27 protein-coding genes are annotated in these 23,528 nt (G+C 47.7%); 5 read left to right on the plus strand and 22 right to left on the minus strand.

The genetic code is table 11. The features are described from left to right. Positions 1-25: 25 nt before the first annotated feature. Genes K6T23_RS12730 through K6T23_RS12745 form a run of 4 tightly spaced genes read right to left on the minus strand, consistent with a single transcriptional unit; the run spans position 26 to position 4,051 of the window. A complete protein-coding gene (locus K6T23_RS12730; protein ID WP_337946910.1) occupies positions 26-1,492 on the minus strand; it encodes a phytoene desaturase family protein in 1,467 nt (488 codons plus the stop codon). Continuing rightward, positions 1,489-2,583, minus strand: coding sequence for a glycosyltransferase family 2 protein (locus K6T23_RS12735; protein WP_238281274.1), 1,095 nt, complete (start codon positions 2,581-2,583; stop codon positions 1,489-1,491). The genes K6T23_RS12730 and K6T23_RS12735 overlap by 4 nt, the downstream gene beginning before the upstream one ends. A gap of 6 nt (positions 2,584-2,589) precedes the next feature. After that, positions 2,590-3,288 carry a lysophospholipid acyltransferase family protein gene (locus tag K6T23_RS12740; protein WP_079516229.1) on the minus strand — a complete coding sequence of 233 codons (699 nt, stop codon included), beginning with the start codon at positions 3,286-3,288 and terminating at the stop codon, positions 2,590-2,592. Then, complete coding sequence (locus K6T23_RS12745) at positions 3,275-4,051, minus strand: carotenoid biosynthesis protein (protein WP_079516230.1); 777 nt, start codon at positions 4,049-4,051, stop codon at positions 3,275-3,277. Before K6T23_RS12745 ends, K6T23_RS12740 begins: the two co-directional genes overlap by 14 nt. 99 nt (positions 4,052-4,150) lie before the next feature. Between K6T23_RS12745 and K6T23_RS12750 the strand changes: the two genes are divergently transcribed. After that, positions 4,151-5,515 (plus strand): MATE family efflux transporter, encoded by a 1,365-nt coding sequence (locus K6T23_RS12750; protein WP_079516231.1) that lies wholly within the window; start codon positions 4,151-4,153, stop codon positions 5,513-5,515. Between the two features lie 54 nt (positions 5,516-5,569). Here the strand turns inward: K6T23_RS12750 and K6T23_RS12755 are convergent, their stop codons facing one another. From K6T23_RS12755 to K6T23_RS12765, 3 genes are all read right to left on the minus strand, one after another. Next, on the minus strand, positions 5,570-6,355 hold the full coding sequence (locus K6T23_RS12755; RefSeq protein ID WP_238281276.1) for an SDR family oxidoreductase: 786 nt from the start codon (positions 6,353-6,355) through the stop codon (positions 5,570-5,572). 134 nt (positions 6,356-6,489) lie between these two features. Then, on the minus strand, positions 6,490-7,287 hold the full coding sequence (locus K6T23_RS12760) for a CAP domain-containing protein (RefSeq protein WP_238281278.1): 798 nt from the start codon (positions 7,285-7,287) through the stop codon (positions 6,490-6,492). A gap of 323 nt (positions 7,288-7,610) precedes the next feature. Continuing rightward, a complete protein-coding gene (locus K6T23_RS12765; RefSeq protein ID WP_056535999.1) occupies positions 7,611-7,877 on the minus strand; it encodes a hypothetical protein in 267 nt (88 codons plus the stop codon). A gap of 72 nt (positions 7,878-7,949) precedes the next feature. Between K6T23_RS12765 and K6T23_RS12770 the strand changes: the two genes are divergently transcribed. Continuing rightward, the gene (locus tag K6T23_RS12770) at positions 7,950-8,192 is read left to right on the plus strand and encodes a hypothetical protein (protein WP_048005792.1); all 243 of its coding nucleotides are present in this window, start codon (positions 7,950-7,952) and stop codon (positions 8,190-8,192) included. 50 nt (positions 8,193-8,242) lie between these two features. Here the strand turns inward: K6T23_RS12770 and K6T23_RS12775 are convergent, their stop codons facing one another. From K6T23_RS12775 to K6T23_RS12785, 3 genes are all read right to left on the minus strand, one after another. Then, a complete protein-coding gene (locus K6T23_RS12775) occupies positions 8,243-9,844 on the minus strand; it encodes an MDR family MFS transporter (RefSeq protein ID WP_238281279.1) in 1,602 nt (533 codons plus the stop codon). A 99-nt stretch (positions 9,845-9,943) separates the two neighbouring features. Further along, on the minus strand, positions 9,944-10,372 hold the full coding sequence (locus K6T23_RS12780) for a MarR family winged helix-turn-helix transcriptional regulator (RefSeq protein WP_238281281.1): 429 nt from the start codon (positions 10,370-10,372) through the stop codon (positions 9,944-9,946). A gap of 82 nt (positions 10,373-10,454) precedes the next feature. Further along, positions 10,455-11,357, minus strand: a complete 903-nt coding sequence (locus tag K6T23_RS12785; protein WP_238281283.1) for a CobW family GTP-binding protein — start codon at positions 11,355-11,357, stop codon at positions 10,455-10,457. Between the two features lie 210 nt (positions 11,358-11,567). Between K6T23_RS12785 and K6T23_RS12790 the strand changes: the two genes are divergently transcribed. Beyond that, entirely contained in the window at positions 11,568-12,281 is a 714-nt protein-coding gene (locus K6T23_RS12790) for an AlbA family DNA-binding domain-containing protein (protein ID WP_056535990.1), read from the plus strand. Between the two features lie 41 nt (positions 12,282-12,322). Here K6T23_RS12790 and K6T23_RS12795 read toward each other — a convergent pair whose 3' ends face one another. The 6 genes from K6T23_RS12795 to K6T23_RS12820 all read right to left on the minus strand — a co-directional run bounded on the left by K6T23_RS12795 (position 12,323) and on the right by K6T23_RS12820 (position 18,015). Next, positions 12,323-13,726 carry a lmo1851 family serine protease gene (locus K6T23_RS12795; RefSeq protein WP_337946911.1) on the minus strand — a complete coding sequence of 468 codons (1,404 nt, stop codon included), beginning with the start codon at positions 13,724-13,726 and terminating at the stop codon, positions 12,323-12,325. 160 nt (positions 13,727-13,886) lie between these two features. Beyond that, positions 13,887-14,471, minus strand: a complete 585-nt coding sequence (locus K6T23_RS12800; protein ID WP_056535984.1) for a YitT family protein — start codon at positions 14,469-14,471, stop codon at positions 13,887-13,889. A 586-nt stretch (positions 14,472-15,057) separates the two neighbouring features. Beyond that, on the minus strand, positions 15,058-15,897 hold the full coding sequence (locus K6T23_RS12805) for a M15 family metallopeptidase (RefSeq protein WP_273546579.1): 840 nt from the start codon (positions 15,895-15,897) through the stop codon (positions 15,058-15,060). A 136-nt stretch (positions 15,898-16,033) separates the two neighbouring features. Then, positions 16,034-16,738: a purine-nucleoside phosphorylase gene (deoD, locus tag K6T23_RS12810; RefSeq protein WP_053427772.1), complete on the minus strand. Its 705-nt coding sequence runs from the start codon at positions 16,736-16,738 to the stop codon at positions 16,034-16,036. A gap of 94 nt (positions 16,739-16,832) precedes the next feature. Next, positions 16,833-17,153, minus strand: a complete 321-nt coding sequence (locus K6T23_RS12815) for a YodL domain-containing protein (protein ID WP_148984499.1) — start codon at positions 17,151-17,153, stop codon at positions 16,833-16,835. Between the two features lie 88 nt (positions 17,154-17,241). Next, positions 17,242-18,015 carry a sporulation protein gene (locus K6T23_RS12820; protein WP_238281286.1) on the minus strand — a complete coding sequence of 258 codons (774 nt, stop codon included), beginning with the start codon at positions 18,013-18,015 and terminating at the stop codon, positions 17,242-17,244. A gap of 172 nt (positions 18,016-18,187) precedes the next feature. Here K6T23_RS12820 and K6T23_RS12825 point away from each other — a divergent pair, with 172 nt between their 5' ends. Then, the gene (locus K6T23_RS12825) at positions 18,188-19,264 is read left to right on the plus strand and encodes a DUF2515 family protein (RefSeq protein WP_238281288.1); all 1,077 of its coding nucleotides are present in this window, start codon (positions 18,188-18,190) and stop codon (positions 19,262-19,264) included. Between the two features lie 68 nt (positions 19,265-19,332). On the opposite strand, the gene K6T23_RS12830 is transcribed toward K6T23_RS12825, so the two are convergent. Next, positions 19,333-19,512: a YozD family protein gene (locus tag K6T23_RS12830; RefSeq protein ID WP_053426821.1), complete on the minus strand. Its 180-nt coding sequence runs from the start codon at positions 19,510-19,512 to the stop codon at positions 19,333-19,335. A 142-nt stretch (positions 19,513-19,654) separates the two neighbouring features. On the opposite strand from K6T23_RS12830, the gene K6T23_RS12835 reads away from it, so the two are divergent. After that, on the plus strand, positions 19,655-19,816 hold the full coding sequence (locus tag K6T23_RS12835) for a hypothetical protein (protein ID WP_156450634.1): 162 nt from the start codon (positions 19,655-19,657) through the stop codon (positions 19,814-19,816). Here the strand turns inward: K6T23_RS12835 and K6T23_RS12840 are convergent. The 5 genes from K6T23_RS12840 to ablB form a co-directional block, all read right to left on the minus strand. Further along, a complete protein-coding gene (locus tag K6T23_RS12840) occupies positions 19,811-20,452 on the minus strand; it encodes a hypothetical protein (protein ID WP_238281290.1) in 642 nt (213 codons plus the stop codon). The genes K6T23_RS12835 and K6T23_RS12840 overlap by 6 nt on opposite strands. 181 nt (positions 20,453-20,633) lie before the next feature. After that, positions 20,634-20,858, minus strand: coding sequence for a YozE family protein (locus K6T23_RS12845; RefSeq protein WP_056535970.1), 225 nt, complete (start codon positions 20,856-20,858; stop codon positions 20,634-20,636). A gap of 85 nt (positions 20,859-20,943) precedes the next feature. Then, positions 20,944-21,228 (minus strand): YokU family protein, encoded by a 285-nt coding sequence (locus tag K6T23_RS12850; protein WP_148984502.1) that lies wholly within the window; start codon positions 21,226-21,228, stop codon positions 20,944-20,946. After that, a complete protein-coding gene (kamA, locus tag K6T23_RS12855; protein WP_056535965.1) occupies positions 21,225-22,640 on the minus strand; it encodes a lysine 2,3-aminomutase in 1,416 nt (471 codons plus the stop codon). Before kamA ends, K6T23_RS12850 begins: the two co-directional genes overlap by 4 nt. A gap of 30 nt (positions 22,641-22,670) precedes the next feature. Next, a complete protein-coding gene (ablB, locus tag K6T23_RS12860) occupies positions 22,671-23,516 on the minus strand; it encodes a putative beta-lysine N-acetyltransferase (RefSeq protein ID WP_056535962.1) in 846 nt (281 codons plus the stop codon). Positions 23,517-23,528 lie beyond the last annotated feature (12 nt).

Here is a 23,528-nt window from a genome sequence, read left to right on the forward strand (position 1 = left end):
CAAAAATTCATGAAGAATACATCATTTATCTCTTTCCATGACGATTAAGGATGAAATCCGCCACGTTTTTGCCACTGATCGTCACCATGGGTGACCCCCCGCCCGGATGGGTCGTCCCACCTACGTAGTAGAGATTGCGTACATCCCTGCTTACATTGGATGGCCGCAGGAACGCTTCCGTCATCGTATGGGAGGCGATCCCGTACAGGGCTCCCCGGTAAGCAGAGAATTTCCCCTTGATGGCATCCGGTGTCATCACCTTCTCGTACTCCAGCTGACTCCGGATGGGAATCCCCTTTTCTTCCAGTGCATCATAGATCCTGTTTTTATACCTCATGACTTCTTCTTCCGTCAGGCTTACCGCCGGTGCATTGACCAGGATGAACAAATTGCTACCCTTAGTCACCCCGGGATCGGTGGCAGCGGAATGGCTGATATAGATGGTGGGATCCTTCGGCAGTCTCTTTTTATAGAAAATGTCGTCGAACTCCTCCTTGTAATCATCCGTGAAGAAAACCTGGTGGTGGTGGATATCGGACTGGAACTCTCTTAACCCTGCGAGGATCACGAATGCCGAGATGGAAGGTTCGTATGCATCAAGCTTCCGATCGGGAGTGGACGGTCGCTCACGTTCCTCGAGAAGTTCTTTGGTTGCTGTTATGTAATCTCCGTTCACAATCACATAGTCACCCCTCACTTCTTCATCTGAAGAAGTCAGGATGCCTTTCGCTTCCCTTCCCTCGACCAGGATTTTCTTCACCTTCGTGCCGGAGCGGATCACTCCCCCGCGTTCCTTGAAGAAAGCAGAGAATCCTTTGGCGATCCCTGTGTTCCCCCCTTGGGTGTAATAGACACCATCATTCATTTCAAGGTGTCCGATCAAGGAAAAGGTCGCAGGACATTGATAAGGGGATGAACCGATGTAGGTCGCGTACCGGTTGAAGACCTTCAGAACATCTGCGTTGCGGAAGAACCGTCTATGGAAATGATCCATCTTTTCAAGTGGCCTCACCCTTGCGAAGTGGGCGGAGAGGGATGGCGATAGATAATCCCTCCAAGAATTAAATACACGATAAAAGAAGCCTTTTTCAGCAAGGTCATACAACCTCCTCACTTCCTTCAAATAGGCTTCATACCTCTCCCCTTCTCCGAAAGCAGAGAGTGATTCTTTCATTTCCACAGGGTCCGTTGACTGGAAAAGGATCCTTCCGTCCGGAAACACATTCTTTGTATGCTTTGTCAGTTTGGTGAAGCGGAAATAGCGATCCGCATCACCACCGGCGTCATTGATCACTCTTCGAAAAATGTCCGGCATGGTGATGGTGTTAGGTCCGAAATCAAAATGGAAGCCGTTCTCATCCACCGGCATCATCTTGCCTCCGGTGTGGACATTTTCGTCGATGATCGTTACATCAAACCCTTTGGATTGAAGGGTGATGCCCGCCGATAGGCCGCCAAGTCCGGACCCGATAACGATGACTTTCCCACTCAATATGATCTTCCTTTCCACTTGTAGGTTTGTTTTCTGATCCGTTTTACCATGGACGCCCACATAATGGCGATCAGGGCCAGACTGGCCAGTGGCATCAGCCAGAAATGATGGGGGGATTGATTGGATGTGCGGTCGATAATGAACGTCTGTGCCCATACCACGATCAGCGGGAGACAGTAGATCTCCTGCAGGCTGATGATCCCGTAGCCGAATAGCGGCAGCGGGAGGAAGTAGAAGACGAAATAAAACAAGGATGACACCCCAACCATGAAGGGGTTTTGGCCAAGCCCGATATAGATATTTTTCAAGAACCCTTCCCACACTTCACGATTCGTGTCGTACATGTGGCAGACGGCGTCTTCCGTGTTATTGATCAGGGTCGCTTTCCATCCTTTTTTCTTCACCAGCCTGGTGATATGTACATCCTCAAGGAGGGATGATCGAACGCCTTGATGCCCGCCGATGCTTTCATAGGCCTCCCGTTTAAAGAACATGAAGGCACCGTGAGCCGCCGTGAAGGCAGGAAACGTTGTATAATTTGCCATGACCAATGGCAGATGGAAGAAGACCAAGAAGTGCTGAAAGGGAACGAGTAGCTTCCCAAGTAGGGGCTTGACCGGAAAACGTGGGAAACCGGTGATCAATCCTGACCGGCGGCGATCCATCTCGGCAAGCACCTTTTCTATGGTATCAGGCGCGATACGGACGTCGGCATCAAGGAAGAACAAATACTCTCCTTTTGCTTCAACGCTTAGTTGATGGCAGGCATGCACCTTCCCGACCCATCCTTCCGGGAGGGGTTTGCCGGATATGACCTTGAAAAAGGGATCATCACCAATCGACTTCCTCAAGAGCTCTGATGTTTGATCGGTCGAACCATCGTCCAATATGATGACTTCCAAGGAACGATGAGTAAGACATTTCAAATTTCGGATCAGGGATTCCACATTCCGTTCTTCATTGCGCATCGGAATCAACAGGGAAACGAAAGAGTTGGATGGAGGGCCTGCCTTCAGTCGGGGAAGAAATGCCAAGTTGAGGACGGTCAAGATCAAAAATATGATGAGTATGGCAATGTAGATTACAATCAATTCATTCTATCCTTTCCTTTTTAAGAACTGCAGTTTTTCACTGCTTGATGAAAACCCACCGACCCAAGGGGTAAACGAAGAAAGATCCTCATCCACCACTTCCGATTTCATCCTATCCAGCTGAGTTTCCATCAACGCCCTTAGATGGTCGGTCCTTTCTTTTCGCCCGCCATGAAGGGGTGGGGCATCGTTCAGTCGAATGAACAGCTCCGGGCGCTGGTGGTGACAGAAGGTATAATAGAATGTGACGAGGACCACAGGCACTTCCGGAATTTTCCCCATAAGGTAGCCAGGTCCATTAAAGAAGGTAAGAGGTCGCTTTTCCCAGTGCTCTTCATCCCCTTGGGGAAAGATCCACACCGTTTTATCCTCCTTGAGGCGTTCTTCAGCGTAGCGTAAAGACGCAACCACTTCCCTGGAAGAATCCCGATCCACTGAAAACGCTCCTATTTTCCGGAAGAATCCGTATTCTTCCATCCCTTTGCGGCTCATCATGGCATAGCTGTCCCCTTTCACCACATGCCGGTTCAAATAAAAAACCAATAGCCCGTCCCACCAACTGGAGTGATTCACGAGCATAAGCCCCTGCCCTTTCCTTTGACGATCATCATCCAGCCAGATCCGGTGAAAATGCTTTTTCAATTGAAAGGTTAAATATCCTGACAGGATCCGTTGGAATGCCGGACTTTTTTTAGGCTCTATCATAGGATCTCCTCCATATCTTCCTAATGATCAACATGATGACATATACAGTCAGCGTCACAAAAACCGCAAGCCATAGACCTTCCACCATGGAAGTGACCACGAACATCCCGACGACCATACCGTATAACCATCTCATCCTCGGGCTCCAAACCTTTGGGAATGACGTATCTCTCAAAAGGTAGTAGAGGATGAATTGGATCACGAAGGAAACATAGAACCAGCCAAGGAAGTTTTGCGTTGGAATATCATAATAAATGCCATCCCCCTCCCAGATCCAGTACTGTCTGCCTTTATAGGCAACTGGATCGATGATGAGATCCATGGTGACCGCAAGGATTGAGGTGGCAATGCTGTACAAAAGAGCATTCTTGAAGGTTTTCTTCCCGTTCAATAACCATTCGAAGTACGCCATACTCGTGAATATGACCATGACCCAAGCGAAGCCGATAGTAACGGGGACTCCGAAAAGTTGGATACCGAAATCTTTTTCATAATGGTACGACCCGAAGATCCATCCATAATGGACTCCGAGTGATTCAGCGGCAATGGTCCCGATGATGATGATGGCAGCAAGCCAATAGCCCATCCCCTTTTTAAATACCATGCCACCATACAAAACAGCCAGAAACCCCGAAAGATACAAAAAAACGGCATTGGCCCATTGAAGTGCAGGCGGAAGCCAGTCGAGGGAAACAAGCACCAACCCGACTCCATACCAAATCAAAAATACGATCCACACCCAATTCTTCCATCTTTGTTCCATGGTTTCCCCTCTTTTCAACACTGGATTTTTTCACAGAGCACCCCTATTCTGTGGTACAGTATGATAGTGCATTTTACGCAGATTAAAGGAGACTACGTCATGAATGAAACTTCATCCATCCCTCAAAAAATCAAACAGCTGATGATCATCCTCATCCCCATCCTGGTCACCCAGTTGGCGATGTTCTCCATGAACTTTTTCGATACGATCATGTCGGGGAAATACTCCCCTTCGGATTTGGCAGGGGTCGCCATCGGATCATCCCTCTGGGTTCCGATCAGCACCGGATTGACCGGCATCCTTCTTGCGGTGACACCGATCGTGGCCCAGCTGATCGGAGCCAAGGAGAAACGTGACGTCCCTTCCACCGTTCTTCAAGGCGGTTATGCCGCCATCTTCCTGTCCATCCTGGTGTTCGTAATCGGGGCACTCGTGATCAGGCCGATCCTGAATGGAATGAATTTGGAATCGGATGTACGGGACGTGGCATATGCCTATCTTGTTGCCATTTCCATCGGGATTCTTCCCCTCTTCATCTATACGGTTTTCAGGTCATTCATTGATGCACTGGGCATGACCCGTGTGACCATGGTCATTACATTGATGAGCCTGCCGATCAATGTGATCCTAAACTATTTGTTCATCTTCGGTAAGTGGGGATTCCCAGAGTTGGGAGGTGCAGGGGCCGGATATGCCACTGCCATCACCTATTGGGTTATTGCTTTCATTGCCTTTTGGGTCATCCATACGAAGCAACCCTTTAATGATTACCGGATATTCAGGGTGATTCCGCTTCCTGATTGGATTAAGCTGAAGGAGCTCTTAACGATGGGGGTTCCCATCGGCCTATCAATCTTTTTTGAGGTCAGCATCTTTTCGGCCGTAACGCTTTTGATGAGCAACTATAGTACGATGGTCATTGCGGCCCATCAGGCAGCCATCAACTTTGCATCTTTCCTGTACATGATCCCCCTCAGCATCTCCATGGCCCTTACCATTGTCGTGGGGTTCGAGACCGGTGCCAAGCGGGTTAAGGATGCGAAGGTGTACAGCTGGATCGGGGTTACCTTTGCCCTGATCCTTGCCCTTATTTACGGCGCACTGCTCCTTGCCTTCAAGACTGATGTTGCTTTTTTATATACCGATGATCTCCATGTGCGGGAACTGATTGGCCATTTCCTCCTCTATGCTGTGTTCTTCCAGCTTTCAGATGCGGTTCAGGCCCCCGTCCAAGGTGCATTGAGAGGGTACAAGGACGTGAATATCACCTTTGTGATGGCACTGATATCCTATTGGGTGATCGGCCTCCCCCTTGGTTATGTACTCGCCAATTATACGTCGTGGGGACCGTATGGGTATTGGCTTGGTCTTACATCGGGACTCACCGCCGGAGCCATCACGCTTTCCATCCGCCTGATTGCCATTCAGCGCAGGTCGATGAAAACAGCACGTCCCGTTCAGTGACATGTCTGCATAATAGATGATGGGAGATGAGCGAAAAGGCTCATCTCCCTTTTTTTATAATCCTTCCTGATGAAATACTTTCCCCAGCACGTCTTTCCCCCCTGTCACAGGGATGACCGAGCCGGTAATGAAGTCGGAGTCCTCCTTGCACAGGAAGGCAATGACACGGGAAAGGTCTTCACCCGTGCCCGGGCGGCCGACGGGTGTCGATCCATCCGATTCTCCCCGAGCATCACTGATTGGCCGTTCTTTCCATTCGGGCACGATGTCTCCGGGGCAAACCATATTCACCGTGATACCGTTGGCAGCTTCCTCCATTGCCAGGGTCCTCGTGAAGGATGCAAGCCCTGCTTTGGCCGCTGCAAAAGCAGATCGGTAAATCCATCCGGGGGCCGTCTCTACGCGGTCGTATCCAAATGTGACGATCCTTCCCCATTTTTTTTCCCGCATATGCGGGATCAGGAGTCTGGACAGGTAAAACACCGCATTGAGGTTGCCGGCGATGATATAATTCCATTCACCCGGACTGTATTCATCGAATGTCTTTCGATCTTTGACGAAAGGGCCCGCGTTATGGATCAGGATATCGACTCCCTCCACCTCACGTGACAGTTCCTCCACCATCCGAGAACAGTCCGCCTCGTCCGCGATGTCCCCTTTGACAGAAAAGACCCTGTTTCCATATGTATCATGAAGCAGTTTCGTTAGCTCCTGCACTTCTTCCTCATGTTTTCGATAATTGAGTATGACGGTATGTCCTCTTCGGGAAAATTCTTCTGCTGTCTTCTTTCCGATTCCCTTCGAACCACCTGTGATGAACACTACTTTTTCTTTCCTCAAGCTAGATCCACTCCACGTCTTACTTTATACCTTAATAGTATGGACCATAGGAACGAAATGCAAATGTAAGCTCTTTTTTTATCCACAATAAAAAACGCCCGGGTACTATACCCGAGCGTTCCTACGTCAATCGATTATTTGCTGATGAATTGTTGTGTCCAGTAGTTACCTTCTTCAACATAGCCCACACCGATGTGTGTATAGTCTGAACTCATGATGTTCTTGCGGTGACCTTCACTGTTCATCCATGCTTGAACGACTTCTTCAGGTGTCTGTTGACCCTGGGCGATGTTTTCACCGGCCGCTTTGTATTGGATTCCGAATTGCTTCATCATGTCGAATGGAGATCCGTAAGTCGGGCTGTTGTGATCGAAGTAGTTGTTCTTTTGCATATCTTTTGACTTTTCCTTCGCAACCTTGCTCAACTCGGCATCCACTTTCAAAGCAGGAAGTCCTTGTTTCGCACGCTCTTGGTTTGTCAATTCCACTACTTTTTGCTCATATTGGCTCAATTGGCCGCTCTCATCAGAGGCTTTTTGCTCAGATTGCTTTGGCTGGTCCTGCTTTGCAGGTGCTTGTTGCTGCTGAGCTTTTGGCGCTTCTGCTTTTGGTGCTTGAGCTTGAGGAGCTTCAGCTTGAGGAGCTTCTGCTTTAGGCGCTTCTGCTTTTGGTGCTTCCTGTTGTTTTTCAGGTGCCGGAATGCTTCCGTTCATGCAATCCTGTACGTTGATGGCTTTTCCATCCATTTGATATTTTGAAAGGATATCTTGCATCCATTTATTTAAATCTTCTTGATTAGCAAACTGTTGCGCATTCACGTTTGTATATACTTTAGCCTGATCCAACCCAGCGGCCTCTGCTTTGCCTCCGGCGAATGGTGCTGCAAGGAATGTAAATGCTGTTGCTGTCGTGATAACCAACTTCTTGTTCATAAGTGTGTGTGCCTCCTTAATGAATGTGTTTTCTTGGTGCAAAAACATCATACCATCAAGTTTTTGTTACATTTACGGGAGATGTTGGCAGCTCTACGATAATTGTTGGATATTGAAAGACAATTCCTCTCTAGTACTTTAGTAATCACTGAAACTAAAGGGCATAAAGACTCACCGAAGGGTTTGCTTTCATTTCCAACACAAGAAATTCATCTCTCCCGCACCTAATAATTACCTGAACAAGAAGATTGACAACTTTATGAACGACTTGAATATGTGACATTTGTTACAGGTTTTTTTCAATGATTTCTATATGAAGCAGCTCAAATCAACTCTGACATGACTTCTACGTGGCAATGGATCAGCATGACTTTCTCTTCCGCTGAAAGAGAGGAATCGCTTATCCGTTTGGTGGCGAGATAGAACTTGTCCAGGGGCCCCTTTCTGACCCGTGGGTGGCTGAACTCATCCTGCAGCTCCCGTTTGATTGCTTCATGGAGGACAACCAGGGGTTCCCTGCCCCCAAGTTCAAGCAGGCGGCCTTTGTAAATGTTTTTATACGCTTCTAGAAGTTCCGGGGATGTCATCATTTGCTCTCCTTTTTACATATTATCTGACTTGTCCAGGCACACTATCCATAAAACCCGAAAGGTGGAATCTCGATGTCGACACCATACCGTTGCCCGAGTTGTAAAACAAATCGTACCCGTTTCAACATTATACAGCAGCTCTCACAGAGTGTTAAACTGGACCCTGCTTCCGGAGAAGTGGTGCAACAATACGAAAGTGGTCAATTGGAACCCTTTCACCTCGCCTATAATGGACCGGATAAAAAGATTCAATGCGCTGCATGCGGTCTTGTGGAAGACGAAATGACCTTCAAAAAGTTCGGGGAGTCCCACTAACATCGAGCCATGAATAGAAAAGCTGACCCTTTCCAGGATCAGCTTTTTTGTTATTCATTAACAGCTTTTTTTGGTTCGCTTTCTTCTTTATTGCTCATCCGTAAAGGAATCTCTTTAATGAAGAAGGTCAACAGGAATCCCACAAAGAGAATGATCGCTCCGATCAGGAAGACGTTGGTCAATGCGTAGCTCAGAGCTTCCCTTACTCCTGTGATGATTGTATCGAATACACCGCACAGTTCTGCCGGAAGTGTCTTTTCAATTTCTTTGAGCTTGTCGGCATTCATGATCAATTGGGGATCTTGGAGTTTTTCGAGCCCCTTTGCAGCTTCCGGGTTCGATAGAAGTGGCGATTCTTTGACAGCTCCCATCTGCTCACTCATCTTATTCGCCATGGATTGGTTCATGACGGTTCCCATGATGGCCACCCCGATTGTTCCGCCAATTTGCCGGAAAAGCTGTGTGGCTGCCGTTGCGACTCCAAGGAACTGGTGGGCAACGGCATTCTGTACTGTCAGGGTGAAGACCGGGAAGCTAAGACCTAGTCCGGTGCCGACGATGATGATATTGATCAGTGCCCTGGCATTCGTCGTGTCAGTGTCCATGAATGACAGAAGGACCATACCGCTGCTCATCACAAAAAGTCCGATAAGGGCCAGGAACTTGTATCGCCCCGTTTTGGTGATGATCTGACCGCCGATGGCACTTGCGAGCACCATGCTTAGGGTCATGGGCATCATGACGATTCCAGACTTGGTGGCGGATGTACCCATTACCCCCTGTATGAAGAAGGGCATATACATGATGGCGCCAAACATACCGGCACCCAGGATGAAACCGATCATATTCGACAGAGTGAAAATACGGTTTTTAAACAATCCAAGAGGCAATACCGGATTCGACGCATTCTTCTCGGTGACGATGAAAAGGATCAGTGCGATGACGGCACCACCAAGGAGACTGAGGATTTGAACAGACAGCCAGTCGTAGTCATTTCCTCCCCAGGTGAAAGCAAGAAGAAGCGGGATGATGGTGAGGGTCAGCATGATGGAGCCCAGATAATCCACCTTCTGCCCTGTTTTCGCCGTCTGGGATGGAAACATCTTGTAGATCATGCCGAAAGCAATGAAACCTACAGGCAGGAACACCCAGAATACCCAGTGCCAGTTGGCATTATCGACGATCCAGCCTCCAAGGGTAGGCCCGAAGACGCTGGCAAGACCGAAGACCGAACTCATGAGTCCCTGCCATTTGCCGCGCTCTCTCGGAGGGAACAGATCCCCGACAGCAGTGAAGGCCGTTGACATGATCATGCCGGCTCCGAAGCCCTGGATGCCCCGGAATACGATCAGCTGAAAAATGGATCCCGATAAGCCATTAAGGAAGGATCCGACCATGAATACCCCGATTCCAAGAAGGATAAATGGTTTACGTCCGTACATATCCGACAGTTTCCCTACCAAGATGGCCGTGACTGAGCTGGTGAGCATGAAGATGGTGAATACCCAGCTATAATAATCCATTCCACCGATTTCTGAAATGATCCGTGGAAGCGCCGTACCGACGATGGTCTGATTCAATGCGGCAAAAAGCATAGCCGACATGATGGCGATCATGATCATCACTTTCTTTTTATGTTCTAAGTGTTCCAATTCATTCCCCTCCTATACCATTCGGTTGTGAAATAATTCAATAAGTGAAGTAATGGGCGAAAAAGGAGGGGCGACCGGATCCTTCCGGTCATCCCCTTCTTACGAATGACGTTTTGGGTGACTTAACAGCTTTTCAAAGAGGTGCGTGAAGATACGGATTTCCTCCTCATCGAACGATTGGAACAGATCCTGGAAATACTCTGTCTTCCTCTCTTCACATTTTGCGAGTACTTCCTCTCCGCTTTTGGTGATCTGCAGCTCTACTACCCGTCGATCTTCATTTGATCTCTGTCTTGTAATATGTGATTTTTCCACGAGGGCATCGGTTATGGACGTGATGTGGCTCGCTGAAACTTCCATCCTCTTTGATATTTCCGAGGACTTCAATGCCCCGTTCTCACGTATGAGCTGAAGGACACGGAATTCCCCATTGGATAAATATTGACCGAAGATGTTCCGTACATCTGCCTTCATCATTCGGAATACGGATACGAATAATCGCTCTAACTCAAATAAGTCTTTCCCCAATTCTAATCGACCTTTCCTACGGTTATTGAATAATTCAGTACGTTAATCATTAAATCATAGACCTTTTCCCGCTTCTTGTCAATCATCCTTCCAGACTTTTAAGGGAGGAGATGATCCGTTCTCGATCCATCCCTTCGCCGATGACAACAAAATTGGTCGGATAGTTCATGTCCCCAGGCATGTATAGGGGCATGCCATACGAGTATTGGAAGAGCGTCGGATGCTTCCTTCCCTGTAATGGGATATAACCTTTCATCCGATAGATGGACTCTTGATGAGCATGGACCCATTGTTCAAAGTCTTCACCGCTCACTTCCGCTTCAAACGTATGGACGATCGCCTGCAGCGTCAAGGTATGACCTTGTCCACCTTCATAACGATCCTTCTTCGTCATCGACGTAATGGCCTCTACAGGTACTTTCGAATGACTCGTTAAATAAATGGACGCACCGGGATTCAGTTGTTGGAGTTCATATGCAAACGTCCCCTGCTCCACTTCAGTCAAAAGGTCCACTTTATTGGCAACAAGGAAACTTGCATGTCGGATCTGTTCCCTCATAAGGTGAAGGACAGAGGGGCTGAAACTCCCTCGCTCTTTCCATTGAAGACCGTCGACAACGGTGAGTATGCCCTTGAAATGGAAACGATCTGCAAACAGTGGGGATAGAATCGAGTCAACCACTTCTACAGGATGAGCGGCTCCCGTCGTTTCAATGATTAATGCCCCGAAGTCTTCTTTAATCAGAAGATCTTGAAGCTGGGATTCGAGTTTATCTGATAGGGTGCAGCAGATGCAGCCGTCAAGCATCTCCCTCAAGGCCGTATCGTCATCCACTTGATCGCTGTCGATCGACACACTTCCAAGCTCATTCATCAGGACCGCGGGTTTAGTCCCGTCTGCTTTCAGCGATTCCAGCAACCCTTTCAGCAAGGTTGTCTTTCCGCTTCCTAGGAAGCCCGATAAGATGTATACATCTTTCTTCATGAACACGTTCCTCTTTTCTTTTTTCACCGGACCAATATATGATCAATTGTTGCTTCGGCTATACGGTGATATTCTCTCTGTACCATTTTAGTCAATTCAGGACGTTATGACAATGAAAGCAATCTCCCCTGAATTTACGGATACAGCCATAAAGGTCGACCTGTCGCATAAAATGTAGGAATAGACCAAAGGAAAAGAGGTCGAATCCCATTGTTTCATGACAAGATTGTACCGCAGACATTGAAGGAATTCTTGATCAGCCCCTCCAGGGAGAGCCTGAAAGAATTGCTGTTGAATAATACGGGTGAATCAGATTATGTTGATTTTAAATCGAGCTGGGTCGAATGGACCAAGCTTGCCAAGCATATCCTTGCCATCTCCAATTCAGGTGGAGGTTGTCTGATACTTGGTGTCAGACAGGAAGACGACGGCAGTCTCACATTGAGAGGGCTGACAGATGAAGACTTTTATGATAAAGCCGATGTGGATAATAAACTCCAACATCTTCTGCCGAGCTATCTTACGTATCGGACGGAAGATTATCTTTTTCAAAGCGAAGTCGATCCTCTGTTGCACTCAAAGCGCTTTCAAGCCCTGATCATCGAATATGACCCCCGGTATGTCCCCTTTACTTCGGTCGTCACAAAAGGAGAGCTCAGGGACGGGGCCATCTATGTGAGACAGGGGACCAAAACCATCGAAGCCGGGAATGAGCACCTTGTAGAGATCATTATGAAGAAAGTCCATTTAAACGGTTATGAAAGGAGTATGAAGTCCCTTGAAGAACACCTCTCAGATTTAAGGACGTTGCTCAAGGAGTTCCATACCTCCCCGGATGATCGATATCGACAGTACGTAGAAGAATGGATCATGAGAAAAAAACAAAGGATCGAAAAGGTGCTCGGTCTCGATACGTTTCCATAATAAAAAAGATGCCCCGGTGCGTTACCGGGGCATCTTCATGATCAATTCTTTTTATTGAGCTGTTCCACTGCCTTTTTGAACTGTGGATCGTTTTTCTGCAGTTTTTCCCTCAAGCTATCCATCAACTGGATGATGGTGTCAGAATCCAGCTTCCCGGTAACCTTCAGCTTTTTGCTTTCTTGGAACTTCTCCACTGCCTTCGTTGTGTCTTCGTCGTAATATCCATCAACGTTACCAGGGTTGAAGTCAAGGGCATTCAGCATCTGTTCCGCTGTCTTCACTTGATCGGAAAGGTCGGATTCTTTCAGTTCTTTGTCCGGATTCAAGTATGGTAATTCTGCATAATCCGGCATTTTCACTTCCACGGTCGGCTTGATTCCCTTCTCATGGATCCAGTTGCCTTCCGGTGTCAGCCACTTGGCCGTCGTGAATTTCATGTTGGAACCGTCCTTGAACTCTTCAGCGGTCTGTACGGTTCCTTTCCCGAAGGTCTTCGTTCCAATCAATGGGATGTCATTTGATTCACTCACGGCAGCCGCAAGGATCTCGGCCGCACTGGCACTGCCTCCATCGACGAGGACGGCTGTAGGGATATCGATCTTATCCCCTCCTTCAGCAACATATTTCTCAACCTTGCCGTTACTGTCCTCTACTTGGAACATCACTTCCCCTTCAGGTACGAAGAGATTCGAGATCTTGATGGCCTGATCTAAAAGGCCGCCTGGGTTCTGCCTCAAATCAATGACAAGCTTTTTCATGCCCTTGTCATTCATTTCGTTCAATGCTTCAGTCAGTTCCTTGTACGTATGCTCGGAGAATGACGTAATCTGGATCTTCGCGACCCCATCTTTTTTCATTTCTGCATAAACGGTCTCGATCGGAATCTCATCACGGGTGATGGTCACTTCCATCGATTTGTCCTGACCCGGCCGCTGTACGGTGAGGGTGACTTTGGAGCCTTTTTCCCCTCTGATCAACAGAACGGCTTCCGATACCGACATCCCTTGGATGCTTTTGTCATCGACCTTCAGGATCTTATCGTTCGGTTTGAGTCCAGCCGATTCGGCGGGTGACCCTTTAATCGGGGAAACGATGGCGATATAGCCGTCTTTCTCCTGGATTTCAGCTCCGATTCCTTCAAAGGAAGAAGAAATGCTTTCATCGAATTTCTTCGCTTCATCTTTATCCATGTAATCGGAATACGGATCCCCCACGCTTTCGATCATGCCGTTGATCGCCCCGTCGATAAGCGTATCTTTATCAAGGTCTTTGTAATAATTGTCGTTCAGTTTGTCATAAGCTTCGTATAGCTTCGTGAATTCCGATCGATCGGTCACTCCGACATTCACGGCTTTTTCATCACCGAAGGCCAGGGCAAAGGTGGTGATTCCTGCTGTGGCGAATACGAGGATGAAAATCAGCATGACGAATTTGAATTTCTTCATTTTAATAACATTCGATTCTTGCTGGGGTGATTGATCTGTCTTGTCCTGTTCCAATGCTTCCACCACTTTCATTGCTATGTATCATAGTGTTTTAGACTGATCATGGAGCCCAAAAGGCATCATGAGATTATAACCTCTTCATTCTATCAGCTTTTATACGTTAGCGAAAGGAAAATCCATCATTATGGGTAGGATATGCCAAAAGCGTCGTAAAAAAACCGACTGTACTTATGGCGACCAGCGAATAAAGGAATGCTTCCCCTCCAATGACTGAGAGACCGGCCAAAAGAACAAGGCTGTCAAAAAGGAAAATGACCTTCCCGGGATTGAATCCAAATCCCCTTCCGAGGAGCTGTGCCAGCAAGTCGCTTCCTCCTGTCGCAGCCCCCACCCTCAACATCAATCCGATCCCGATCCCGACGGTTGCACCACCCAGTAAAGCGCATGCTAAGGGGGCCAAGTACACACGGTCGCTCAAAGGGTGAAGCCAGTCGATCATAAGGGAGGAAATCCATAGCCCATGGACACTTCGGTAAAACAAGCTGCGATCCTTATAAAAGGCGATTGCATAGAGGGGAACGCTCAGTACGATGATCGTCAATCCCGGAGGAAGACCAAACCAATAGTATGTCAGGAGCCCGATCCCGATCATGCCTCCATCGAGGAAATGATGGGGCACGAAGAACATATTGATACCGGAAGCCACAAGCAGACTGCCGATTGTGATGGAGACACCCGATTTCATACTTGCTCCCCCCTTGTCCTACTTGCTACCCCTAGTCTATGTAGGTGAGCCTGGATTCAGACATAAAGAAAGAAGTTGGGATAAAATCCATGCAATGGCCAATACGATCCGTATAGATTCTTTACTCCGCTCATGATTTCTGTGCAAGACTTCGTTTTCAGCAGGTAGTCCGTGCTCCTTCTCACATCAGCTACTCTTCCCACGGGAGCTCTACGCCTTGCACTCCGATCAACCACTAGGGACAATCATTGTTCCTGGAACAAATGAAAAAGAGTATGGTTCAAAACTAAAAAGGCCCCTTTAATGCCGAACACGATCATTATAGGGTCTTAATACCGCTCATGATCTCCGTGCAAGACTTCGCTTTCCGCGGGTAGCCCTTGAGCCTCCTCGGCACGCCTCCGGGGTCTCACATCAGCTACTCTTCCCGCAGGAGTCTTCGTCTTGCACTCCGATCAACCGCTGGAACCGATGAAATTTGAATGTTCATTAAACGAATTAAAAACCCGAATCATTTGCTTTATCGTAGGCAAATGATTCGGGTTATACTATGACGAAAACATGTTCGTTCGAGCCCTTTAGATCATCATATTTCTTTCACATGATCAAAATATTCTTCAAGCGTCCAATCCTTATCATAGATGACCTTGGCTGCTTCTTTTCCGACGTAGCGGAAGTGCCATGGTTCATATTGATATTTTGTGATTTCTTCTTTGTCTTCAGGATAGCGGAGGATGAATCCATACTCGTGGGCATGCTCGGCAAGCCATTTCCCTTCCTTGGTTTCCCCGAAAGGAATATCGATCTGGAATTGATGGCTCTGACTTGAAATATCCATGGCCAAGCCCGATTGGTGCTCACTGTTTCCAGGAGGCGCGACTGCCATGACGGCTTTTTCATCTCCATATTGTTCCTTCTCTCTTTCGAGAAGCATTTTTTGATAATCATATGATCTGTATCCGGAAATAGCAGTCAGATAGAGATTGTCCTTTTTGGCACCGGAGAACATGTCTTCAAGATGTTCTGCCGCTTCCTTGCGCATATGGGCTTTTTCCAGGTCCTCTTCGCCGAAAACGAATGGTACGTCCGGACGTACGAGATCATCCGGTTTGTATTCACCCAGTCCATAGTCCTTATTGACCATGGCGAGGATGTTGGAAGGGTTTTGAATGATGGCATGCCCATCCACTTCCTTGATGTCGTTGAAGAACCTGGCATCCAACTGAAGCTCAGGTGGTGTGGTTTCTTCGGGTGCGGAGGCATTTCCTTTTTCATCCGCAGGTGTTTGTTCAGGTTTTTTTTCGTCTTGTTGTTTTTCTTCTGTCTGATCTTTTTTACCTGTAAGATCATTAGACCAGTCCTTGACTTGCTGACATCCTGAAAGCAGGACGAGGGATGCAGCAGAGACCATGATGATCTTTTTCATACTTTCACCTAGTTTCTATTTTGATTGCATTTAACATATTACCATTAATTTTTGATTCTGTAAGCAGGAGAAACTTCACAAAATAAAGACTGCGCTTCCCCAAGTTTTGGAAAAACGCAGTCTATTCAGCATGAAGTTACGCCTTGATGGCCGCTTCAAGTGCCACTTCGATCATATCGTTGAAGGTAGTCTGTCTCTCTTCTGCAGATGTTTCTTCGCCCGTGATGATGTGATCACTCACAGTCAGGACGCTCAATGCATTCCGGCCGTATTTGGCAGCCAGTGTGTAAAGGGCACTTGTCTCCATTTCAATGGCAAGGATACCGTACTGTGCCCACTTCTCATGTTCTGCATTGTCGTTGTAGAACATGTCAGCGGTGAAGACATTCCCTACCTTCAGGCTCAATCCTTTTTCAGTCCCGCTGTCGTAAGCACGTTTGAGAAGGTCAAAGTTTGCCGTCGGGGCATAGTCGATACCGTTGAATGTCAGCTTGTTCATCTGGGAATCGGTAGAAGATGTCATGGCGAGGATGACATCCCTGACCTTCACATCTTTCTGGATCGCACCGCATGTCCCGACCCGGATGAGGTTCTGCACATTGTAGCTTTGCATCAATTCATTGATATAGATGGAGATCGACGGGACACCCATACCTGTTCCCTGGACCGAAATCCGTTGTCCTTTGTATGTTCCCGTATAACCGAACATATTGCGGACTTCATTGTAGCAGACAGGATTGTCCAGGAACGTCTCCGCTATATATTTCGCCCTTAGGGGATCACCCGGTAAAAGGACCGTTTCTGCAATTTCGTTTTCTTTCGCACCAATATGTACACTCACCATTCATTCCTCCTGATTGTAGGTCTATGAACCTCCATTGTAATCCTTTTCAACAATCGTGACAATGGGGGAGGGAAAAATGGTGAATGGGATATTACTGTAAGATGACCCTGTTCACCTGGGCCCAGCCATCGGATTGGAGACGATAATAGAAATGCCCCTTCCTTCCTTCATCGATGAAGACAATGTCTTTCGAAGTCAGGTATCGGCCGTTGAAATCCTTCGGCATCAGGTCGGTCACATTGAACATGCGGAATGTTCGATAAAGGGCATCTGCATGGTCCTCTGCTTCAATGGATAATCGATACACGTTTCGATAACCCTTATCTTCCCCGTAGGATGGCGTTTGGAAGATGGTCATATCATAGGTCGTACGGAATCGCTTCGGACGCTTCATTCTATCAAGAGTCAGCATGGTCATCCCTCCAAAAGATCTTTTCAGATGTATTAGGCAAATGCGCTGTCGAATCCTTCATCGACTGGTGGGAACCTTTGTCGAAACTTTACGAGCAGACGCGGTCGATGGCTTTTTGGATGATCCGTTTAAGGTCGGGTGCATCGGAGGCATCCACGTTGAGTGTGACGATCGACTCGTCCATGTCAAGTGCTTCTGCTAAGAACCCACCAAGCCCCCTTGCCCTGCGGTCCACTTCAAGTAGAATTTCCACCCTATCCTTGGACTGCTCATTGAATATGACCTCCAGTTCATCCAGTTTTCCTGCATAAGCTCCCGACATGGGCACGAATTCAAACTCCTGGATGAATGGAAAATGCCTTCGAAGACGCTTTGGTGCCTGTTCACACTCCACTTTCCGCGTTCTGAATCCGAGCTCCTGGATAGCGGAGAGGACCGATTCTTTCAAGGGGTGAGGGGCGATTTCGATATAATCCTTATCTTTTGGATCTATGGAATTCTTGATATCCATACCCGTGGATACCCATACTTTTGTATTCCCATAGGTGACGGGTGTTTCATAGGACAAATCAAACACGAATGGAATCTCTTTTCTCTCATTCTCTTTGATGATGAACGGTTCTGCCACCTCGATTTTCTGGATGATCGCCTGATCGGTGAATTTCTTATCATCAGATTCACGGATATACGTGGTGTGCAGGGTGAGATAGATGGCATCGACCTCCTGTTGAGTGCTGCCTCCCTTGATCCCGATCATGCCTTGTATCCTCTCTCCGGCCACATAATGTGATTTCTCCAGTACTGTATCCACCGTAGCTGCCCCGATACCGATTGTAGCGAGGACTTTATTAAAAAATGACATGTTGTTTCCCCCTCCGGAAATAGTTACTGACTTCCTTTAAGATGTTTCTCTCCTCTCGTCCCATAATCCTTCTTTTGACGTGCAGATGGACCAGCATTGCCAAGCATCGGGTATAATGCCCTGTAAAGTTAAATAGCTTAAGAGTACGTGGTTCAAGAAAGGAGCGGGAGTCATGTCACGCAAAATGGCCCGCGGAACTGTCATCAACGGGTCCCTTCCCCTGCTGCCAGTCCAGGAAGCGGAAGCCATCCTTCAGCCCTGGGAAGATGATCAACCCATATTATTCTTTTCCAATGAGCGTGAGAGGCTTCAACATATGAAAGGGCAGACAACCAATGGAAACCGGGACAATTTGACGCGTACGTCGAGGTATTTGAACTTCTACAGGAAACACCCGGAAATCCATTGGGCATTCCTTGCCCACATGGTTTCACGGAACGCGGGTTATTATATGACCGATCTTCGGGGAAGCCTTCTATCAAATGTCTTGCCAAAGGGGGTCCAGGAAAATTTCTTTTCATTTCTTGAAACGTGCAATGCGGCGATCTTCGAAGATGCCTATCCTCAGCTGATGCTTTATGAGGAGTGGAAGGAAAAGGGTTCATTTAACTGGGGCCTCCTGTCAAAACTCCAAGTGTCGTCCTTCATGAAGCCATTTTGGCAGGCTTTCTTCAAATCTGGAGATAGCAATCTTCTCACAACGGCACTGATCATCAATGAACAGATGCTCATCGAAAATCGGATTGTTTCTCAATGGATGGAACAAAAGGAACTGACCAGGTGGTTATTTACCCTTCAGGATTCCCTTGGATTCACGTCGATCCTTTTTCCTTACGGGGAAGCCCCTTCCCTTTCTCTGGCTGGAGATACGATTTATGCATTTGACGATGTCCATGCGAGGATTGTCGCAGGTAAGAAGCTTTACCGGATCTTATTCCACCCCCACATCCATCAATCGTCCCTGCGATTTGCCCTTAAAAGGCGCCATACCGCTTCCCGGCAGGATTATTGGCCCCGTGTGTATTCGAATGATCCTACAAGCATCCGTACGTTGTACAGCCCCCGTCTAGTGGATGTTTGGCCGGATGCCACCCGCTTGCCCTATCCATCTCGCGAATGGTACAAAGGTGATCCGTCCGAGATCAAAGAGCATCTTCTGTCCATTCCCCCTCCAGGTAGCTTCACATTGACAAAACGTTGGAAGAGGACTGTATCAGGTTTGATAAAATCTGCCTCGAAGAAACATTGATGCTGGAATGGCATGCACAGCAAAAAGAGGGTGCCCTCCAAAGGGCTCCCTCTCCTAATGATTAACCTCTATTCTATTTCTTCTTCCCATTCCTCATCGATGATGGACTTGGCAATCAAATACTCGAAAGTGATATCAGCGAGTTCTTCGATTTCGGCTTCAGAAGGGACAAAGCCTCTTTCGATCAACTCTTTCATAAAGAAATCCGCAATTTCCTCCGTATCGATAAAGACTTCGATTTCTCGCATAAGATCGCCCCCTTTGATTCTCAATTTATGAGCCGTCCTCCCATGTTATGACTGTAAAAAAGATTTCATAACATGGGAGGGACGGGCATACACTCTACTATTCAATCACGAACCGGACTGGTTCATAGAGGAGTGGAGTCAATTGTTGAATAAAGCGCTCAAGGTAATGGAAAGAAATGCAGATGAAGTGGAAACGACGATCCTGAAGGGAATGCAGTGGGTCCTCCGCTTCATCTTGATCTCATTCATGATTCTCAGTGTTCCCATGTTCCTCTATCTCATGTGGATGATTCCTTCTTTATGATTCGTGGCTCGAATGGGACTTTAGCTGTTCAAGGACATGATCCATCTTGCTTTTATACACAGGATCGTTAAATAACTCATAGAGAAGCTTGTAATCATTATAGTGATCCAAGAGTTGATCGATCCAGGTCGGCTTCTGACCCATCGGGGAAGGGAGCTTTTTCATTTTCATCCCCTTTTTGGCCGGGAAGACGAACCCATATTTCTTGATGAAGGCCTCTGCCTGGCCTTCGTCCGCCACGAGGGTGATTTCGTTCTCATCCGCCTCCAGCCATTCACCATCCGTCACCCTCATGAGCTCATAGATGACGTCTTCCCATGCATCATCTTTATAGCGCCAGATTTCAGTGCGAAACCCTACAATCTTGAAGAGGTCTTCGTCATATCCCTTCACGACCACCAGATCGCCGAAAAGGAATTTGTATTCGATGTCGATTTGCTCCTGCTCGAAAATATATCCATCATACGATTCAAGGAGTTCGAGTGCCGATTCCTTGAACAGTCCTTCACTCTCATTTACTTCGTAGAGGAATTCCCCGTCGATTTTCTTAATATCGGTTATCTTCCCGACAGTCCCATATATGGTCACAACCACCGTTTCACCGACCCTGAACCTGGGATCTTTTCGCTTTTTCATTCTCCCCTCACCCTAATCGACTTTTTTATATGATATGCAGGGACCCTTGTATCGGTAAATAAGATTTACGTTTCAACAACAGATCGTAGAGTTGGAGAAAGGCCGGGAAATGACGTCAGTCCCCGGCCTTTTGGCTATCGGCAGCGCATTTGCGCTTATGAAAATGTGCGGGTGCCTGCCCTCAGTCTTTTTCATCCTGCAGATACAACTCCCACGCACGGTCGAAGATGACCATGCTCTCGAGGTAATGACCGTTAAATTCCAAATAGGAACTGATTTCGTCATATTCTCCGGAGTGTTTCGGAAAAGCATGATCATCGTAGGCAGCATTGGCAAATGCTGTGAGATCATCCTTTGCAGATGGCTGTCTATGTTTCATCAGGTAGTGGTAAAATGATTTTCTCACTGGCCGTCACCTATCCTTCAATTCGTTTCCTAAAAGGATAGCCGATGATATTCCGTTCGTAAAGAGAAAGGCTCCGGACCAGGTGCTAAAACCGGAAGTAATTCTTTTTCAAGAATTTTGGCATCTGCAGCAACTCATTAAAACCTACAGCTTTTGGTATCGCCTTGGTGTCCATGAGCATGAGCTGATCTTCGATGTCCATGATCACCTCTTCATCTTGATATTCCATGCCGCATGACCCGCAGAGGATCCCGGGAACATCATGGATTTCGATTGATCTTGTACCGTCCGGAAGCTCCCAATAGACGGTCGTCACAGAATCTGTCACACCACTGCCGCACCATTCACACGTCTTTCCTTCTGCGGTCATTTTTCATTCCCCTCCTTAGGGGACGATTGATTTTCCATCTTGGACAGCATCGCTTGGTGCTTCTTCTCCTTCAATTGGTCCCGTTTGTCCCTGAAGTTCTTCAGGGAATGATGATCAGGGTTCTCTTCATACGCCTTTCTCCGTTCAAGCCGCTTCAGACCCGACGGTGTCAAGGACGCATGGGTATCGTGCATGAGTCCAGCAATGCCGATGGTAGGCTCCTTCAGTTCCTCATCATGATAGATCCCCTTAAAGTACTCATCTGCCCTTCCAGCCACGTAGCCTTCCGGTTCTGGATAGGTGGAAATGACCCCTTCAAAGTTCCTCACCACGACTTTCGATGCGCTCTGTGAGATCAGGTAGTTCGGTTGAAGGGAGATCTTCCCTCCTCCACCCGGTGCATCCAGAACGAAGGTAGGCACCGCATATCCCGACGTATGCCCCCTTAGTCCCTCGATGATCTCCAACCCTTTGGAAACAGGCGCCCGGAAATGACCGATTCCCTCGGATAGGTCACACTGATAGATGTAGTATGGGCGCACCCTGATTTTCACCAGGTCATGCATAAGCTTCTTCATGATCGGCACGCTGTCATTGATGCCTGCAAGTATGACTGCCTGATTGCCGACAGGCACCCCAGCATCTGCGAGCATCTCGCACGCTTTCTTCGATTCCTCTGTGATCTCAATCGACGTATTGAAGTGGGTATTCAGCCATATTGGATGATACTTTTTCAAGATGGAACATAAATTCTCTGTAATCCGTTGAGGGAATACCACAGGCGCTCGCGTACCGATCCGGATGATCTCGACATGGGGGATCTCCCTGAGATTCTTCAGGATGTATTCAAGGATCTGATCATTGATGAGAAGGCCATCACCTCCGGATAGCAACACATCCCGCACGGCAGGCGTATTCCTGATATAGTCGATTGCCGCATCAAGTTGCTTTTTGGGTACCCCCATTCCGATCTGTCCCGAAAATCTCCTTCTCGTGCAGTAACGACAATACATGGAACATTGATTGGTCACGAGGAATAGTACACGATCCGGATAGCGGTGGGTGAGTCCCGGCACAGGAGAATCTTCATCCTCATGAAGGGGGTCCTCCAGGTCGTATCTTGTTTTATTGATTTCCTGTCCGATCGGTACCGATTGCATGCGGATCGGACAGCGTGGATCATCCTCATTCATGAGCCACGCGTAATAAGGAGTGATATTCAGCGGGATCGTTTTCGTGGAAATCTTGACGCCCTCTTCTTCTTCAGGGGTCAGATTGACAACCTTTTTCAGATCATCAAGGGTCCTGATCGTATTGGTCAGCTGCCAAAGCCAGTTATCCCATTGCTCATCCGTGACATCTTTCCATAAGTCAATTTCCTTCCAATGCCTTTTAGGGGAATACAGATTCATTTTCAAATAAAACACCCGCTTTGCTCAATATTAAACCTGAACGCCATCCCGGCTCAGGTCTTTTTCCCAAATGTTCATATCTTCCATTTTATCGAAGATGATGCAGTTATTCGCCAGTCGCCCCATATACCGATAGCCGAGCTGCCAAAATGCCGCATTCATACCCGGTGAAAGAGACCTGGCAATCGTATAGGAGCAGAAAACCTTTCTATCCACGAGCTCTCGTTCAAGGCGGAGCAGAAGATGCTTCATGTGTCCGCCCTTTCTGTGCGAGGGGCTGGTGGCGCAGTCCGTCAACTCTGCATTGCAGAGTGTAAAGTTTATTTCCGCGGAAGCTGCACTGATGATCGTCCCGTTTTCTTCGATGCACACAAAGATTGTCCCATTTTCCATCGAGTGCCGGATATAGGAAGGATCATGGAGAGGAACTGGATACACCTCGAATACGGCACGGTATAAGTCAGCAAGCTGTTCTGCGTGGCTCTCCCCGCAAACCTTGATCTCCGGTTCCGGTGATACCGCCCCCCCTTTCTTTTTCATGATCGCCTGGAGAATGTCATCTTCCTTTTTCCAGTACAAACTGTTACGCCTTTCATCCGTCAGGAATTTACTCATCCAGATGGCTTCACTTCCGTTGAAATAAGCAGACAGCCTTCCTTCCCTCACGTACCCCTGTTCCGTCAAGGAATCACACTGAACCTTCTTCGCTTTAACAATGATTTTTTCATACGCACCCGCTCGGCACTCCTCCTCCACATGCCGGACGACCTGATCGACACTGCCGTTGATTTCATCGATCCGCAGGCGGCGATTCGGGAGATCTTTATAAATGGATGCCTTTCCATGTGTCAGGGTGATGGTTTCATATGTTTGCATAGCAGCCTCCCC

Origin of the sequence: Rossellomorea marisflavi (genome assembly GCF_022170785.1) — a bacterium.
GTDB classification, from domain to species: Bacteria; Bacillota; Bacilli; order Bacillales; family Bacillaceae_B; genus Rossellomorea; species Rossellomorea marisflavi_B.

Bases quoted from the DNA above. Each gene is read 5' to 3' on its own strand.
- K6T23_RS12805 (WP_273546579.1), bottom strand. From the start codon at position 15,897: ATGAAAAAGATCATCATGGTCTCTGCTGCATCCCTCGTCCTGCTTTCA.
- K6T23_RS12785 (WP_238281283.1), bottom strand. From the start codon at position 11,357: ATGAAGAAAGATGTATACATCTTATCGGGCTTCCTAGGAAGCGGAAAG.
- K6T23_RS12800 (WP_056535984.1), bottom strand. From the start codon at position 14,471: ATGAAATCGGGTGTCTCCATCACAATCGGCAGTCTGCTTGTGGCTTCC.
- K6T23_RS12750 (WP_079516231.1), top strand. From the start codon at position 4,151: ATGAATGAAACTTCATCCATCCCTCAAAAAATCAAACAGCTGATGATC.
- K6T23_RS12765 (WP_056535999.1), bottom strand. From the start codon at position 7,877: ATGATGACATCCCCGGAACTTCTAGAAGCGTATAAAAACATTTACAAA.
- K6T23_RS12820 (WP_238281286.1), bottom strand. From the start codon at position 18,015: ATGTCATTTTTTAATAAAGTCCTCGCTACAATCGGTATCGGGGCAGCT.
- K6T23_RS12760 (WP_238281278.1), bottom strand. From the start codon at position 7,287: ATGAACAAGAAGTTGGTTATCACGACAGCAACAGCATTTACATTCCTT.
- K6T23_RS12740 (WP_079516229.1), bottom strand. From the start codon at position 3,288: ATGATAGAGCCTAAAAAAAGTCCGGCATTCCAACGGATCCTGTCAGGA.
- ablB (WP_056535962.1), bottom strand. From the start codon at position 23,516: ATGCAAACATATGAAACCATCACCCTGACACATGGAAAGGCATCCATT.
- K6T23_RS12830 (WP_053426821.1), bottom strand. From the start codon at position 19,512: ATGCGAGAAATCGAAGTCTTTATCGATACGGAGGAAATTGCGGATTTC.
- K6T23_RS12840 (WP_238281290.1), bottom strand. From the start codon at position 20,452: ATGAAAAAGCGAAAAGATCCCAGGTTCAGGGTCGGTGAAACGGTGGTT.
- K6T23_RS12770 (WP_048005792.1), top strand. From the start codon at position 7,950: ATGTCGACACCATACCGTTGCCCGAGTTGTAAAACAAATCGTACCCGT.
- K6T23_RS12850 (WP_148984502.1), bottom strand. From the start codon at position 21,228: ATGACCGCAGAAGGAAAGACGTGTGAATGGTGCGGCAGTGGTGTGACA.
- K6T23_RS12815 (WP_148984499.1), bottom strand. From the start codon at position 17,153: ATGCTGACTCTTGATAGAATGAAGCGTCCGAAGCGATTCCGTACGACC.
- K6T23_RS12825 (WP_238281288.1), top strand. From the start codon at position 18,188: ATGTCACGCAAAATGGCCCGCGGAACTGTCATCAACGGGTCCCTTCCC.
- K6T23_RS12795 (WP_337946911.1), bottom strand. From the start codon at position 13,726: ATGAAGAAATTCAAATTCGTCATGCTGATTTTCATCCTCGTATTCGCC.
- kamA (WP_056535965.1), bottom strand. From the start codon at position 22,640: ATGAATCTGTATTCCCCTAAAAGGCATTGGAAGGAAATTGACTTATGG.
- K6T23_RS12745 (WP_079516230.1), bottom strand. From the start codon at position 4,051: ATGGAACAAAGATGGAAGAATTGGGTGTGGATCGTATTTTTGATTTGG.